We start from the raw sequence: 15569 nt of genomic DNA on the forward strand, positions 1-15569 counted from the left end.
CAACGCAAAAAACAGTCTGCTTCCGGGTGGGAAAGGACAGGCGGGGGCCTGTTGAAACCGGATACCTGGAACAGGTAGAATGAGGAAAAAAGGATGACTTAGAAAGCGGGGTGGGGAAGATCGGATTGCAGGCATTGGTGCTTGGCGCCACGGGGCTTGTGGGCGGAGAGCTGGTTGCGGAACTGCTGCGCAGCGAAGCCTATGACGCCGTTGTCGTGCTGACGAGGCGTCCGTTGGCGGTTCGCCATCCGAAGCTGCGGGAAACGATCATCGACTTGGAGACGTTGGAGGATCATGCGGAAACGTTCCGGGGCGTCAGGGATGTGTTTTGCTGCCTTGGCACGACGATCCGAAAGGCGGGATCGCAGGCGAAATTCCGCAAGGTCGACCTTGAATATCCGCTGCGGGCGGCGAAAATAGCGAAACGTCAAGGCGCCGGGCAGTTTTTGGCCGTCACCGCGATGGGGGCCGATCCCAATTCCAAAATCTTTTACAACCGGGTCAAGGGCGAGGCCGAAAAAGCCATGGCTTCCGTGGGCATCCAGGGCGTGCATTTGTTTCGGCCGTCGCTGCTGCTCGGCGAGCGAAACGAATTCCGCTTCGGCGAGGCGGCAGGGGCCTGGGTCATGAAAAGCCTGGATCCCCTCATGCGGGGCAGGGCGGCCAAATACCGGGCGATGCCGGCTAGGACCCTTGCGCGTGCCATGGTAAACATCGCTTTAACGGGGACGGCCGGCGTCCATGTATACCCGAACGACGTGATTCGCGTGCTTGGCATGGAGGCGGAAGATGGCTGCGTGAATGCTTGAAGCCCTCGCGCTCTTTTGATAGCGATAGCATAAAACAAAGCGTCCCGGGATCCGTCATGGATCCGAGGGACGCTTGTTTTTTCGCCGATCAGCAAGCGGAATGAGGGGAAGACTCAGCGCACGGCCTGCTCCTTCCGGTACTCGTTAGGGGTTTGGCCTTCCTGCTTTTTGAAGACCTTGCTGAAATATTTTTCGTCCTGGTAGCCGACCATTTCGGCAACCTGCGCGATGCGCAGCTGCGGGTTCAGCAGCAGCAGCTTCGCTTTTTCGATGCGCACGCCCGCAAGGAAATCCGAAATGTTCACGCCGAATTCCTGCTTGAAGCGGCGGGAGATGTATTCGCGGCTCAGGAAAAAGCGGGCGGCCATGTCCTGCAGCGAGATATCCTCGGCATAATGGTTTTCCAAATACGCGGCGATGTCGTAAATGATGTGGTTTTCCCGGGAATGCCGCTGCGTGAGCATCCGGCTGGCCGCCGTCAGCCGGCCTTCGTATTGGGCTTTCCAGAGCGGGAAGGAAAGCCTTCCCTGCGGGTCGAGCGGAAGCGACCGCGGGAGCTCGAGCAGCGCGTCCTTTTCGGGTCCATCTGGGGACGGGCTATCGTTGTGGTCCATCCACTGCTTCAGCATCCAGTCCCATTCGGCATTCCACTGCTCGAGCTGCTCCGGCGTCACCGCGCCGAGCTCCCCGACCCGGCTCATCCAGGCGTCCACCGCCGCACCGATTTTTTCCGCGCTGCCGCTGAGCGCGGCCAGCCGGAAGCTCTCTTCGTGCGAGCTTAGACGAAGCGGTTTCGGGGGCTGCGGCGCGTCGGCGTGAAGCCAGCCGGAACCGCTTAACGCGTTCCGCCGCCACAGGGCCAGGCGGGCCTCCTGATAGGAAGCGGCTGTTCCTTGCGGAAAAGGCAGGCACGATCCGGCCCCGATATGCACCTGACGGTGCAGCGTCAGGTCGATTCCCTGCCGGATGTTTTCAAGGACGGCCTGATGCGGCATCGTTTCGTCCCATAGCAGCATGACGATTTCCTCGGGGCGTCCCAAATGGTGAAAGGCGATGCCTTTTTGTCCGGACAGCAGCACTTCATTGCAGATATTGATCAGCGTAAAGTACAGCAGCTCCGGCATCTGCCCGAATTTATCCAGCACCTCGTGATCGAGCTGGGCGGCGCTGATGACGGCGGCACGGCAGGAGCCCGCGGAATCCGGCAGGCCGAACTCGTCCCGGAGCTGCCGGGCCAGTTCCTCTTTGCCGCCGGGGCCGCCGATGAGGTCGGTCAGCAGCTTGTCCGCATAATGGGGCCGCATCCGGTTGAGTTCCATGTTTTGGCGCGTGCTGAGGCGGTCCTGCAGCGCTTCCTTCCGTACGGCCTCCACGGCTTTTTCCAGCGCTTCGTTCAGCGCATCCGGATCGACCGGCTTCAAAATATAATCGAGGCCGCCGCTCCGGATCGTGTGCCGCACCAGCTCGAAATCGTCGTATCCGCTGATGACGATCGTTTTGACGTCGGGGCGGTTGTCCTTGATCCATTCGAGCAGTTTGGTGCCGTCCATCCTCGGCATGCGCATGTCGGTCATCACGATTTGCGGGGATTCCTCCGCGATGAGCTCCACGGCCGCTTGCCCGTCGGACGCTTCAAGAATGCCCGTCACGCCATGTTCGTCCCAATCGGCCAGCATTTTGATCGCATCCCTCACGTGCTTTTCGTCATCCGCTATCAAAACCTTCATCATTCGTTCGTCTCCTTCGTATATTTCGCTTTGGTGTGTATTCGGGCGATGATCCGGACGCCTTGCGGCTCCATGTTTTCGATATGCAGCGCCGATCCGTGCTCGTTGTACAGCTGAAGGCGCATCATGACGTTGTGCAGCCCGATTCCATACTCCCCGTTTCCGTCGGCCTGCGTCCGGTTTTGCTGGCGTTCGAGCCCGGCGGCGAGGCGGCTTAGCACGTCGGGCGGAATCGGCTCCCCGTTATTTTCGATCGTAACCGTGAGGACGCCTGCCGGCTCCATCCGGCTTATGATGGCGAGTTTTCCTTTCCCGCCTTCCGGATTGTCCATCCCGTGTTTGAAAAAGTTCTCGACGAGCGGCTGCAAAATCATTTTCGGCACCGGTACCCCCAGCGTGTCCGGCTCCAGATGGAGCGAAAATTCCAGCTGATCGCCAAACCTCTCCTTTTGCAAATCAAGATACAGCTTCACGTGTTCCGCTTCATCCTGAAGCGTGACGAGCGCGTCGTTGTTGTTCATGCTGTAGCGCATGATTTTCGAAAGGGATGTGAGCAGGGCATAAATCCGGGGCGCGTTGTGATGGAGCGCCAGCGTGCCGATCGACTGCAGCGTGTTGTATAGGAAATGCGGATTGATCTGGGCCTGCAGCGCCTTGAGCTGATTGGTTTTGTTGGCCAATTCCAGCTTGTATTCGCGCAAAATGAGGTTGTTGATCGTATCCATCATTTGCCTGAACCTGGCGAACATGATGCCCGTTTCGTCGCGGCTGCTCCAATCGATATCGACGTTCAGCTGGCCGGATTGGATCCGGTTCATGTAGCTCGTCAAACGTTTGATCGGCTCGGTGATGCGCACCGAAATGAACAGCGTGCCGAAGATGATCACGAGCAGGGCGATGACGGCGATCACCGTGTTGATTTTCGTGAGCTCGGTGGCCCGCTCATACAGCGTCGCGTTCGGGATCCGCTTGATGATCGTCCAGTCGGTATAAGGCGTTTGCATCTTTTCGTACACATGCATCGCGCCGTTCATTTCAAAATAGCCGCTGACGTTTTGGCCGATATGGTCAAGCACGGCTTGATCCTGCAGCTTTTGGCCGATTTGCTCGTCGTTGCCGGAATAAATGACGCTGCCTCCCTGGTCGACGATGACCAGCTGCTCGTTCTTTTTATTAAACAGCTGTTCGCAAATGGCCGCAACCGAATCGAGCCTGACGTCGATGGCCAGCACCCCCAGCACCTTTTCCGAAGGGATGTTGGTGATCGTCCGGTGGAAGGTGAACACCTGGCGCTTCGTATACGAGGTCGGCGACGGGGGAAAACCATAATCATGGCTGTTATGGGTCGGCTCGACGGCGGTCGTGAATTTTTCGTACGGCACGGTACTGACGTAAGGCACGGGACGGAACTCCCTTTTCGGAAAGGTGGCCGGCGTCACGAGCGTCGATTGGTTGGACTGTGAAGCATGCAGGTAGATCCGCTCGATGCCGCTCACCGTGTTTTGTATGTTTTGCAGCAGCGTAAACACCTCGGCCACGGCGCGGTAATCCTCGGGAATTTTGCGCAGGTTCCGCAAAAAATTGGCGTCGTTATACACGACGAGCGAAGCCTTGTTGATATTGTCCAAATAATTGCTCAGATTCGTTTTCCCCTGAAAAATCAAATGCCGGTTTTCCTCCAGCGCCTGCTCCTTAATCGTTTCCTTCGTATGGATATACGTGATGCTGATGGACAGCAGCAGCGGTATGGTCGTCGCCAGCAGCATGAACTGGATCAGCCGCGAGCGGATGCTGCGGAACTTCATCGGTTTGTCCCTTTCGTTTACATAATGGCCTCTTTTCGGCATATCAATATTTTCCCCCTAACGGTTCACGATCCTCCGTTTTTTTTGTAAACGCATTCCTCCATACTTAACCTACAGACAGTCAGAGTATTTTTTGCAAAGGGGAGAATCGGGATGAATCGCAAAAAAACGTCCGGGCTGCTTCAGCAGCTGGTGTTCGTGGGGCCGTCCACGCTCTTTTTTACCGTCATTATTGTGATTCCGTTCCTGCTGGGCCTCTATTACTCCTTCACGAGCTGGAATGGAGTATCCGGCGAGGTCACCTGGGTCGGCATCGACAATTTCAAACAAATATTAACGAAAGATCCCGACTTTGGGAAGGCTTTCTGGTTTACGGTCCGCTTTACGGTAATCGGCATTATTTTAACCAATCTGCTCGGATTTTTCCTGGCCTATTTCCTGACGAAGCCGCTGAAGACGCGCAACGTGCTGCGCACCGTCTTTTTTATGCCGAACGTGATCGGCGGCCTGCTGCTGGGTTTCATTTGGCAGTTTATTTTCGTCAAAGGGTTTGCCGCGGTCGGCAGCGCCACCGGCTGGCATTTCTTCAATCTGCCTTGGCTTGGCGATGCGACGACCGCCTTCTGGGGCATCGTGATCGTGTTCGTTTGGCAAACCGCGGGTTATTTGATGGTCATCTACATTTCGTCGATCAACAACATTCCGAAGGACATCATCGAAGCGGCGGAAATCGACGGGGCCAGCAGGCTGCAAATTTTGAAAACGGTCATTATGCCGCTGGTCATGCCGGCCGTTACCGTCTGCTTGTTCCTGGCGATCTCCTGGTCCTTCAAAATGTTCGACCTGAACCTGTCGCTCACGAAAGGCGGGCCGTTCCGCTCGACCGAATCCGTGGCGCTGAACATTTACAACGAGGCGTTCCAGAACAACCGTTACGGGCTGGGCACCGCCAAAGCGATCATATTCTTCGTCGTCGTGGCGGTCATTACGAGCCTGCAGGTGAAATTGACGAAATCGAAGGAGGTTGAATCCTGATGGAAGTATCCAAAAAATACCGCTTCGGAACGCTTGCGACCGAAATCGTCATGGTCGTCATCGCGCTGCTCTTCCTGATTCCGTTCTACTTCCTGTTCGTGAATTCGGTCAAAACGTTCGGCGATCTGCTCACGAATGCCGCGAGCTGGCCGAAAAGCTTCGAATGGCATAACTATGCCAAGGCATGGGACATGACGAATTTCCCGACGGCCTTCAAAAACTCGCTGATCGTCACCGTGTTCAGCAACCTGCTGCTCGCGTTGTTCAGCGCGATGGCGGCGTACCGGATGGTGCGCCACAACAGCCGTTTCAACCGGTTTTTGTTCGCCGTTTTCGTCGCGGCGATGGTCATCCCGTTCCAATCGATCATGATCCCGCTCGTGAAAGTGATGAGTTCGCTGGGCCTGATGAACAGCATACCGGGATTGATCGTGAGCTACCTCGGTTTCGGCGTGCCGCTTAGCGTATTCCTGTTCCACGGGTTCGTCAAGTCGATTCCGCTGGAGATCGAGGAGGCCGCGCGGGTGGACGGCACCAACACCTACGGCACCTTTTTCCGGATCGTGCTGCCGCTTTTGAAACCGATGTTCGTTACGGTTATCATTTTAAATACGCTGTGGATCTGGAACGATTACCTGCTGCCGTCCCTGGTGCTGCAAAGCGCCGATCTGCGGACGATTCCGATCGCGACGTTCGCGTTTTTCGGGCAGTTCACGAAACAGTGGGACTTGGCGCTGCCGGCGCTTGTGCTCGGCATCCTGCCGGTCATCATATTTTTCCTGGCGATGCAGAAATATATCGTGGAGGGCATTACGCAGGGCGCGGTCAAGGGCTGATGGATGCATGAAACGGGGCGGGGCTTCACAGGTCAATCCGCTCCCCCTGTTTGATCAATATCGTAAGTGCTCATTGGCGACGCCGGTTTTTATAATGAAGAAGTAAACGATTACAAAGATAAAAACATGGCAGGATTTCGGTTCACACCGCAAAAAGGGAGGACTCATTCATGAAAAAACGTTCCAAAATCACGCTTGCTTCGATGCTTGCGCTTTCCGTTGTTCTGGCGGGCTGCGGCTCGAAAACGGACAAAACGGCCGACGGCGGAAGCGAAGGGCAAGGCGGCACCAAAACGATTCATATTTTCCAGTTCAAAGTCGAAATCGCGGAAGCGCTCAATAAATTGAAGGCCGATTACGAGGCAAGCCATCCCGGCATCAAGCTGGATATCCAAACGGTCGGCGGCGGTTCCGACTACGGCGCGGCCCTGAAAGCGAAATTCGCGTCCGGCGAAGAACCCGACATTTTCAACGTCGGCGGGTATACGGACCTGAACACCTGGGCGGACAAGCTTGAGGATCTGTCGGGCGAAAAATGGGTCAGCGACATGGTGGACGTGTCCAAAGACCAAATCACGAAAGACGGCAAAATTTACGGCATGCCGATGAACCTTGAGGGCTACGGCTTCGTCTACAACAAGGACCTGTTCAAAAAGGCGGGCATCACCGAAACGCCGAAAACGCTGACGGAGCTGGACGCAGCCGCCAAAAAGCTGCAGGATGCCGGCATCACGCCGTTCGTCAACGGCTACCAGGAAGGCTGGATTTTGGGACAGCATACGCTGAACGTAGCGTTTTCCCATCAGAAGGACCCCGGCGCTTATATCGAAGGCCTGAACAAGGGGACGGAAAAATTCGCAGGCAACCCGCAGATGGACGGGCTGATGAAGCTGTTTGACCTGACGCTGAAATACGGCAACAAAAACCCGCTGACGACCGACTACAACACGGAAATGACCATGTTCGCAAACGGCCAGGCCGCGATGACGCAGCAGGGCAACTGGACGCAGGTGCAAATCGACGGCATTACGCCGAACATGAACATCGGACTCCTGCCGATGCCGATCAGCGATAACGCGGAAGAAAACGACAAGCTGCTCGTCGGCGTGCCGAACAACTGGGTCGTCAACAAAAACTCCAAAGTCAAAGACGACGCGAAGGAATTTTTGAACTGGCTCGTGACGTCCGATCAAGGCAAAAACTACATCACCAAGGAATTCAAGTTCATCCCGGCATTCAAGAGCATCGACGCGACGGAACAGGATCTCGGCATGCTCGGCGCGGAAATCCTGAAATACAGCAAAGAAAACAAAGTGCTCAGCTGGCAGTTCGCCCGATTCCCTGAAGGCGCTTGGAATGAATTCGGTTCGAGCATGCAAAGCTATATTGCAGGCAAATCGGACAAAGACCAGCTGCTGGCGGATTTCCAAAAAACATGGGATAACCTGAAAAAATAAAAAGAACGAAGCGGCATCGGCCGATAAGAGGAGGCTCCCTTTGAACATTCGAAAGGAGCCTCTTTCCATCCCGGGCATCCGTACAAAGGCGTCACAACTACGGTAAACGCAAGGAATCGGCATCATGTGCATCAAGAAGAAGGAGCGAGAGACATGGAAGGAAGCGAAGCAATCCGCCCGGACAAATACACGGAGGCGGGTCATACGGAAACAGGGAGATACTTGGGCGCGTTCCAAAGGGTGGAGCGGCGCGGGGATACGTTTGTTTTGCGGGCCGAACGCGGCGGAGCGGCGGTGTTGTTCCCGGCGGACGGAATATTCCGGATCAAATTTTTTTGGCAGGGAGAACCGGACTTGTCGTCGACGGTGGCGATCGACCCGGCGTTCAGGCAAAAAAGCGAAAGCGGGATCGGGCTGGAGGAAACCGGCGACCGGGTGATCCTTCGTACTTCCCTGATCGCGCTTGAAATCGACAAACCCACGTTTGCGTTCACGGTCCGCGACAAGGAAGGGAAGGTTCTCTGCCGGCAGACCCGCCTTGTGTGCCAACCGCGGAGCGGCGTGCACGCGGTATATGACATGCCGCAGGATTCGCATTTTTACGGCCTCGGGGAGAAATCCAGCTTCCTCGACAAACGCGGCGAGCGTTACACGAACTGGAACACCGACGTCTATGCGCCCCATGTGCCGGAAATCGAGGCGCTGTACCAATCGATCCCGTTCGTGATCCACATGGCCGGGGGAACGAGCTGCGGCCTCTTTTTGGATAACCCGGGCCGGACCGAGGTGGATATGAGAACGCATGCCGATGCGTTTACGATGGGCTGCAGCACCGGGGATTATGATCTCTACTTCATCGCGGGGCCGTCGGTGAAGGACGTGGTCACGCGCTATACGGCGCTGACCGGACGCATCGAGCTGCCGCCGAAATGGGCGCTCGGGTACCATCAATCCCGTTACAGCTACATGGATCAGGAGGAAGTATTGGAGCTCGCGCGCACCTTCCGCGAAAAAAACATACCGTGCGACGTCATTTATTTGGATATCCATTATATGGACGGGTACCGGGTGTTTACGTTCGATCCGCTGCGTTTCCCCGATCCGGAAGCGATGATCAGGGAGCTGCGCGGCATGGGCATCCGCATCGTGCCGATCGTCGATCCGGGCGTCAAAAAGGATCCGAAATACGGCGTGTACAGGGAAGGCGTGCAGCAGGGGCATTTTTGCACCAAGCTCGAAGGCGACATTTATTTCGACGAGGTATGGCCCGGAACAAGCGCGTTCCCGGATTTCACCGATGACCGGACGTCGAAGTGGTGGGGGGATCTCCATTCCTTTTACACGGAGAACGGAATCGAAGGCATTTGGAACGATATGAACGAACCGGCCGTGTTCAATGAAAGCAAAACGATGGACCTGGACGTCATCCACCGTAACAACGGCGATTTGAAGACGCATGAGGAGCTGCATAACCTTTACGGGCTGCTGATGTCCAAGGCGACGGCGGAGGGGCTGAAGCGGCAGCTGGACAACCGCCGCCCGTTCGTCCTCACCCGCGCGGGGTATGCCGGCATTCAGCGTTATGCGGCGGTATGGACGGGAGACAACCGCAGCTTCTGGGAGCATATGGCGCTGGCGATGCCGATGGTGCTGAACATGGGCTTGTCGGGTTTGCCTTTCGCCGGTCCCGATATCGGCGGCTTTGCCCACCATACGTCGGGACAGCTGCTTGTGCGGTGGACGCAGATGGGCGCGTTTTTCCCGTATTTCCGCAACCATTCCGCAATCGATACGCTGCGTCAGGAGCCTTGGGCGTTCGGTGCGGAGACGGAGGAGATCATCCGGAAGTACATCGGTCTTCGCTACCGCTGGCTGCCGCATATCTACAACCTGTTCCAGGAAGCGGCGGCCACAGGCCTGCCGGTGATCCGCCCGCTTGTGCTGGAATATCCGGATGACCCGAACGTGACGAACCTGTGCGACCAATTCCTGCTCGGCGATGCCGTGCTCATCGCGCCGGTTTATCGCCCCGATACGGATCACCGCGCCGTTTATTTGCCGGAAGGCCGATGGTTCGATTATTGGACGGGCGAAAAGCTCGAAGGGGGACGGCATATTCTGGCCGCCTGCCCGCTGGATACGATGCCGATGTACGTCAAATCCGGGGCGATCGTGCCCGAGGGCGCGCTTGCGCAGCATGCGGACGACCAGACGGACGGGAACCTGACGTTCCATATCTACGGCGCGGAAGCCCTAAGCGGATTCCAGGCGGAGTACAGCCTTTACGAGGATGACGGCGCCACCTACGATTACCGCGACCAAACCTACTCCCGTTTGAATGTGCGCCTTGAAGGCCAAGAGGGAGGCCTCAAGCTGTCGTATGCCTATGCGCATCGACAATACGAGGCGAACCGGAGCCTGCTGCGGTTTAAGCTTTGCCGTCCGGAATTCGCTCCGAGCGGGGTGCAGGGGCTGCCTGCCATTACGGCCGAGCAGCTCGGCGAAGGAGCCGAAGGCTGGCATGTGGACGGAGAAGGCAGCCTGATCATCCAGGCGGCGGACCGGCCGTCCGGAGCAAGCTGGATGATCACAGCCGCAAACTAACGCATGAGCCAAGCCTGTTTTGAACCGGAATCCCGGGGAGAACAGGCTTGGTTTTTTTATGCAAGACCGTTTCCCTTTCGCGTTCGAAGCCGTTTGCAGAGGCAGGGCCCCGCCGCGCCGCCGCTCCCAAACAAAACTTCGTCACGCGCCGAAAAATAACGATTGAGGTTTTTAAATTCGGAGGTTTTCGTATAAGATGAAGATATTATGTTTAATCACGGAAACGACAGGAGACAACCATGAATCAACCGCTATATGGCGTATGGCTAGGAGACGTGTTTTTTTGTTTTTCGGGAGAAATGTCCGAACCGAAGGTAGACGCGTGGAGCAAGGTCGTCAAATCGCTCCAGCTTCCGGACGGGTCGAAGCCGTTTAAGCAGGCGGTTCTCCGGCTGGCGGAGCTTCGGTACCCTTCGCCGTCCGCCGGCCAGCGAACGGCCCGGCGCGGCGAAAAGCGGCAGCTGATGGGCAGAACGCTGGAGGGGCTGGCCCTTTCGCCGGCCGATGCCTTTCACATGCTGCTCGCTTTGGATGAAGCCGCCTGCTCGCGCCTCGGCCTTCGGCCGGGAGCGGAGATGGGCTATTGGGCCAAGGCTGCGCGTTTTGCGCTGGAGCTGCTGCTTCGCGGCCAAATCGCGCCGGGAACGGCCGAGGTATCCGCGGGAGGCACCCGGCGGCGCGCGGGCGTGCTTGCGCTGACGGGCAGCTGGAAGCCAAGGCTGCGCGAGCCGCATGACGTGGAGCGTTTCAGGCAGCTTGCCGGCGCCATGCCGCCGGTCGGGCTTGGCGTGCCCGCGCTTCTTGGGAGCGAGCCGATGACGAAACATGAGGCGGGGGCAGCGGTGCTGCATTCGTTTCTCAGCGCGATGATCCATGCCAGCGTGCAGGAAATCGTGCGGGCGCAGGAAGGCAAGCTGTCGCGATACCAGGCCGACTACCGGCGCGGAACGTCGCCGCTGGCCGAGCTTTGGTGGAACAGCCTGCTGACGGCGAGCCGGACGATTTCCGTTCAGGGAACGACGGAAGAAATCGCGGGTTTGGCCGAGGACGTGGCGGCCGCGGGGTTTACTTCGGTTCCCGAAGGCCCGCAGGACGAGGAGCGTTCCCGATCCGGCCGGCTGCGGCTCGGATTTCGCCTCGCTCCGAACCATACGGAGGAGCAGGAGCGCTGGAAGGTTACCTTTTGGGCGGAATTTCAGGACGAATTCGGCGCCTGGCTGCCGGCCGCGGCGATCTGGGGATACAAGGAACGCGACATTGAGCGGCGCGGGAAAACCTATATAAACGTGCAGGAGCAAATGCTGACCCTGCTGGGGGAAGCAGCCGAATTCTCCCCTGAAATCGCAGCGGCGCTTACCGTGCCTGCGCCCCAGGGGCTGGAGCTGTCGAGCGAAGAAATGGTGGCGTTCGTAAGGCATTCGGTTCCGCGGCTGAACAAGGCGGGAATGGCCGTGCAGATGCCGTCCAAATGGAGCCGGAAGGGCCGGCGGCGGGTCGGGTTGTCCTTAAAAATGCAAACCGACGACCATAAACCGGGCCTCCCCGTGGTCGGCATGGAGCAGCTGGTCTCCTTCCGCGTGGAGGCGGCGCTTGACGGGCTAACGCTGTCAAGCGAGGAGCTGGCCGAGCTGGCCGAAGCTTCCTTGCCTTACGTCAAGTTCCGCGGGGAATGGATCGAGCTGGATTTGAAGGAAATCCGCCAGGTTCTCCGCTATTTGAAAAAACATGACGAAGGCGAAATGGACCTTTCGGAATGGCTTCATTTATCGGCGGAAGAAGGCGGGGAGCGGTTCTGGAAAGGCATTCCGGTGCTCGGGCTTGAAACGGCAGGGTACCTTGAGTCGCTGCTGGGCGAAGACGGCCCGCGCAAAGTGCCGGCCAGACCGGTGCCGGCATCGCTGCACGGCGTGCTGCGCCCGTATCAGGAGCGGGGATTTCAATGGCTGTCCGCCATGAGGGACATGGGCTTCGGCGTCTGCCTGTCGGATGACATGGGTCTGGGCAAAACGATTCAGGTCATTACCTGCTTGCTGGAACAGCACCGGAAGGGCATGAATCCGGTCCTGATCGTATGCCCGACGTCGCTGCTCGGCAACTGGCAGCGCGAGCTGCAGCGGTTCGCCCCGGATTTGAACCTGTATATCCACCACGGCAACCGCCGGCTGCACGGCGAACAGTTTTTGCAGGAAGCCGGCAAACACGACCTGGTGCTGACCACGTACCACTTGGCGGGAAGGGACGGAGCAGACCTGGCCGCCATGGCCTGGACGTCCGTCGTGTTGGATGAAGCCCAATACATTAAAAACCACCGCACCAAACAGGCGCAGAGCGTGATGAAGCTGTCGGCCCCCCACCGCATCGCGATGACGGGAACGCCGGTGGAGAACCGCCTGGGCGAGCTGTGGTCGATTTTTCACTTTTTGAATCCGGGATACCTTGGCACCGCGACATCGTTCCGGCAGCGTTATACGGCCAGCGATGCAGGGACGGAGAAACTGCAGGAGCTTCATAAGCTGGTCGCTCCCTTTATGCTGCGGCGCCTCAAAAGCGACCCGGATATTCGCAAGGATTTGCCGGAGAAGCTGGAAATCAAGTCGTATTGCGCGCTCACGCCGGTTCAGGGTGCCATGTACCAGGCCGTCGTCGAGCAGGTGATGGAGCAAATCGGGAACGAAACCGGCATTGCCCGCAAAGGACTCGTGTTGTCCTCGCTGACCAAGCTGAAGCAGATTTGCGATTCGCCGCAGCTGCTCGGCAGGGAAGAAAAAGGGTCCAAGGGCGAATCCTCCGGCAAAATGGAGCGGCTCTGCGAGCTGCTTGACCAGATTCAGGAATCGGGGGAAGCCGCTTTGATTTTTACGCAATACGTGGCGATGGGGCATCTGATCGTGGCGCGCCTGGAGCAGCGGTACGGCGTCAAACCGTTCTTTTTGCACGGGGGCGTCTCCAAGCAGGAACGGGACCAGATGGTCAGCGCGTTCCAGAACGGGAAGGGTTCGCCGTTTTTCGTGCTTTCGCTGAAAGCGGGGGGCGTCGGCTTGAACCTGACCCGGGCGAACCATGTGCTGCATTACGACCGGTGGTGGAACCCGGCGGTGGAGAACCAGGCGACGGACCGCGTATTCCGCATCGGCCAGCAGAAAAACGTCCAGGTCCACAAGCTGATCTGTCAAGGAACGCTGGAAGAGCGGATCGACGAGCTGATCGAACATAAAAAGGCGTTATCCGAGCAGGTCGTCGGCTCCGGGGAAACGTGGCTGACCGAAATGTCCGACAGCGAGCTCAGGGAACTGATTACGCTTCAGGGAGAAGATTGGATGTAGCCTTCAAGAAGTAAGAACACAGCAGACCGGGAGGGGTACGGGTGACCAATAACATGGATACGTTCGAGCTGAGCATTGTCCCCGGCTGGATTCATGCCACAGCGGCGCCGGCCAAGGAGAACAGGCAAGGTGCGCCCTGGGAGGCCCATATACCGGCAGCTCCTTTTGCCGCGGAGGAAACCGCGGACATTCTTAGGGAGCTTGCCGGACATCCGCTTGAACTGCATGCTTTGCTGAAAGGGAAAATGCCTTTATGGCTCGAGGAGGACGTCATGTCGCGGTATGTGCCGGATTTGGATCGGGCGACATGCGCATGCGGGCAGGATGGCTGCGATCATATCCGGCTGGTCTTGGAAGAAGCGGAGCGAAAGTTCCGGGCGGAGCCGCTGCTCCGTTTGGCGCTGCTGGGGCTGCCGAGGGACCGGCTGCTGAACGCCGTCTTCCGGGATTGGGCCGAGCGGGTGCCTCCGGCCGCCGAATCCTCGGACGGCGATGCCTTGGGCAAGCTTGAGGAGAAAGGAAAAGGCGGTCCGCTGGCGGGAGAATGGCTGGCCGAGGCTGCGGAGCAGGGGAAACTGCATGAGCCGGGAGCGGGGTTTCGCGACGTGGCTGTTTCATTGCGGACGGAGCCGGTTGACGAATTCGAAGTCGACGATTGGGCGGCGCTCCTGCCCCGGGTGAAAAACGTGAAGCAGATCATTCGTCAAATCGCGTCCGATGCAGCCGATAAAGCGCGGGAACGCGCGGACAAATTAAACAATCCGGCTCCATGACCCGCTGACGGGTTCCGCAGTCTGCTTTCGGTGTTGACGAACGGCCCCGCGACGATCCATGCGCGATGCGCTTGTTCCCAAAATTCGACTTGTTTTGCCGCAACCCCAAGAATCAAGTACAATGGACATAAATGACTGGCGAGGCAGAGTTAGGAGAATGGACATGAGCATGCAAACATGGAAAAAGGGATTATGGACGTGCCTGCTGGTAACCGCACTTGTGCTTCCGACCGCCGTGCTGAGCGGCTGCGAGAAGACCGGCGGTTCCGGCAGCGAGCAGGGACAAGCCCTGAAAGGGGCGGGAAGCAGCGAACAGGAAAATCAGGTTCCGGCGGATCCCGTCATGCAAAAACGCAGCGAAAGCTCGCTGCAGGCGACGATCAAGGAAGAGGACGGAAAAGAAGTGGTCACGAATCCGGAGGCGATGACGGTCATCGTCAACAAGCAGCGGAGCCTGCCGGAAGGATACGAACCGTCCGACCTTGTGGAGCCGAACGTGCCGTTTTCCTTCGACGGGCCGCACGAGAAACGGCATATGCGCAAAGAGGCGGCCGAGGCCCTCGAAAAGCTGTTTGCGGGCGCGAAAGAGGACGGCATCGAGCTTCGGGCGGTCTCGGGGTACCGTTCGTACAAGCGGCAAAAATCCATTTACGAAAACAACGTACGGACCAAAGGCGAAGAATATGCTTCCCGCGTAAGCGCGGTGCCGGGAACGAGCGAGCATCAGACCGGCCTGACGATCGACGTATCCAGCCCGAGCGTCAACAATGAGCTGGAGGAAACGTTCGGCGACTCGCCGGAAGGCAAGTGGCTTGCCGAGCATGCGCCGGAATACGGCTTCGTGATCCGGTATCCTAAAGGCCGCGAGGACATTACGGGGTATGTGTACGAGCCGTGGCATATCCGCTACATCGGCGTGGACTTGGCGGAAGACGTGGCGAAAAGCGGCCTGACGCTGGAGGAGTATTTCGACGAGGCGAATATCAAGCTGTAGGCAAGAGGATGGAAGGTATCGCTTTCTTGGATATAGGAAAAGGACGGACAGGCATGTTAGCCTGATCCGTCCTTTTTTGTTTAGGCTTTAGCCAGTTGAGCTCGCGAAGCGTGCGAAACAAAAAACCACCCGCTATGCGGGTGGAGGGAACGAGGGTTTGACCAACAAGACCATCCCGATAAAATTGAGATGTTCAGGCTCAATTG

General features: G+C 57.9%; 10 protein-coding genes. 8 read left to right on the top strand and 2 right to left on the bottom strand.

The features are described from left to right. The first annotated feature begins 119 nt into the window (after positions 1-119). A complete protein-coding gene (locus KI367_RS07805) occupies positions 120-809 on the top strand; it encodes an oxidoreductase (protein WP_036708902.1) in 690 nt (229 codons plus the stop codon). Positions 810-922: 113 nt separating this feature from the next. Here the strand turns inward: KI367_RS07805 and KI367_RS07810 are convergent, their stop codons facing one another. After that, complete coding sequence (locus tag KI367_RS07810) at positions 923-2536, bottom strand: response regulator (protein WP_036708906.1); 1614 nt, start codon at positions 2534-2536, stop codon at positions 923-925. Beyond that, positions 2536-4341, bottom strand: a complete 1806-nt coding sequence (locus KI367_RS07815; protein WP_212948872.1) for a cache domain-containing sensor histidine kinase — start codon at positions 4339-4341, stop codon at positions 2536-2538. The genes KI367_RS07810 and KI367_RS07815 overlap by 1 nt, the downstream gene beginning before the upstream one ends. A gap of 153 nt (positions 4342-4494) precedes the next feature. Here KI367_RS07815 and KI367_RS07820 point away from each other — a divergent pair, with 153 nt between their 5' ends. From KI367_RS07820 to KI367_RS07850, 7 genes are all read left to right on the top strand, one after another. Beyond that, positions 4495-5376, top strand: a complete 882-nt coding sequence (locus KI367_RS07820; protein ID WP_212948834.1) for a carbohydrate ABC transporter permease — start codon at positions 4495-4497, stop codon at positions 5374-5376. Next, positions 5376-6212, top strand: a complete 837-nt coding sequence (locus KI367_RS07825; protein WP_212948836.1) for a carbohydrate ABC transporter permease — start codon at positions 5376-5378, stop codon at positions 6210-6212. The genes KI367_RS07820 and KI367_RS07825 overlap by 1 nt, the downstream gene beginning before the upstream one ends. Before the next feature lie 170 nt (positions 6213-6382). Continuing rightward, positions 6383-7669, top strand: a complete 1287-nt coding sequence (locus KI367_RS07830) for an ABC transporter substrate-binding protein (protein WP_212948837.1) — start codon at positions 6383-6385, stop codon at positions 7667-7669. A gap of 153 nt (positions 7670-7822) precedes the next feature. Beyond that, positions 7823-10273 carry a glycoside hydrolase family 31 protein gene (locus KI367_RS07835; protein ID WP_212948840.1) on the top strand — a complete coding sequence of 817 codons (2451 nt, stop codon included), beginning with the start codon at positions 7823-7825 and terminating at the stop codon, positions 10271-10273. 239 nt (positions 10274-10512) lie between these two features. After that, complete coding sequence (locus KI367_RS07840; RefSeq protein WP_212948842.1) at positions 10513-13596, top strand: DEAD/DEAH box helicase; 3084 nt, start codon at positions 10513-10515, stop codon at positions 13594-13596. A 41-nt stretch (positions 13597-13637) separates the two neighbouring features. Next, positions 13638-14369: a hypothetical protein gene (locus tag KI367_RS07845; protein WP_212948844.1), complete on the top strand. Its 732-nt coding sequence runs from the start codon at positions 13638-13640 to the stop codon at positions 14367-14369. Between the two features lie 169 nt (positions 14370-14538). Then, the gene (locus KI367_RS07850; protein WP_373316214.1) at positions 14539-15363 is read left to right on the top strand and encodes a M15 family metallopeptidase; all 825 of its coding nucleotides are present in this window, start codon (positions 14539-14541) and stop codon (positions 15361-15363) included. The last annotated feature ends 206 nt before the right edge of the window (positions 15364-15569 follow it).

It is taken from the genome of Paenibacillus cookii (assembly GCF_018333375.1).
GTDB lineage: Bacteria > Bacillota > Bacilli > Paenibacillales > Paenibacillaceae > Paenibacillus_AQ > Paenibacillus_AQ cookii.

Excerpts from the sequence above, each read along its gene's own strand:
- KI367_RS07820 (WP_212948834.1), top strand. The coding sequence starts at position 4,495 with ATGAATCGCAAAAAAACGTCCGGGCTGCTTCAGCAGCTGGTGTTCGTG.
- KI367_RS07810 (WP_036708906.1), bottom strand. The coding sequence starts at position 2,536 with ATGAAGGTTTTGATAGCGGATGACGAAAAGCACGTGAGGGATGCGATC.
- KI367_RS07825 (WP_212948836.1), top strand. The coding sequence starts at position 5,376 with ATGGAAGTATCCAAAAAATACCGCTTCGGAACGCTTGCGACCGAAATC.
- KI367_RS07840 (WP_212948842.1), top strand. The coding sequence starts at position 10,513 with ATGAATCAACCGCTATATGGCGTATGGCTAGGAGACGTGTTTTTTTGT.
- KI367_RS07830 (WP_212948837.1), top strand. The coding sequence starts at position 6,383 with ATGAAAAAACGTTCCAAAATCACGCTTGCTTCGATGCTTGCGCTTTCC.
- KI367_RS07850 (WP_373316214.1), top strand. The coding sequence starts at position 14,539 with ATGCAAACATGGAAAAAGGGATTATGGACGTGCCTGCTGGTAACCGCA.
- KI367_RS07815 (WP_212948872.1), bottom strand. The coding sequence starts at position 4,341 with ATGAAGTTCCGCAGCATCCGCTCGCGGCTGATCCAGTTCATGCTGCTG.
- KI367_RS07835 (WP_212948840.1), top strand. The coding sequence starts at position 7,823 with ATGGAAGGAAGCGAAGCAATCCGCCCGGACAAATACACGGAGGCGGGT.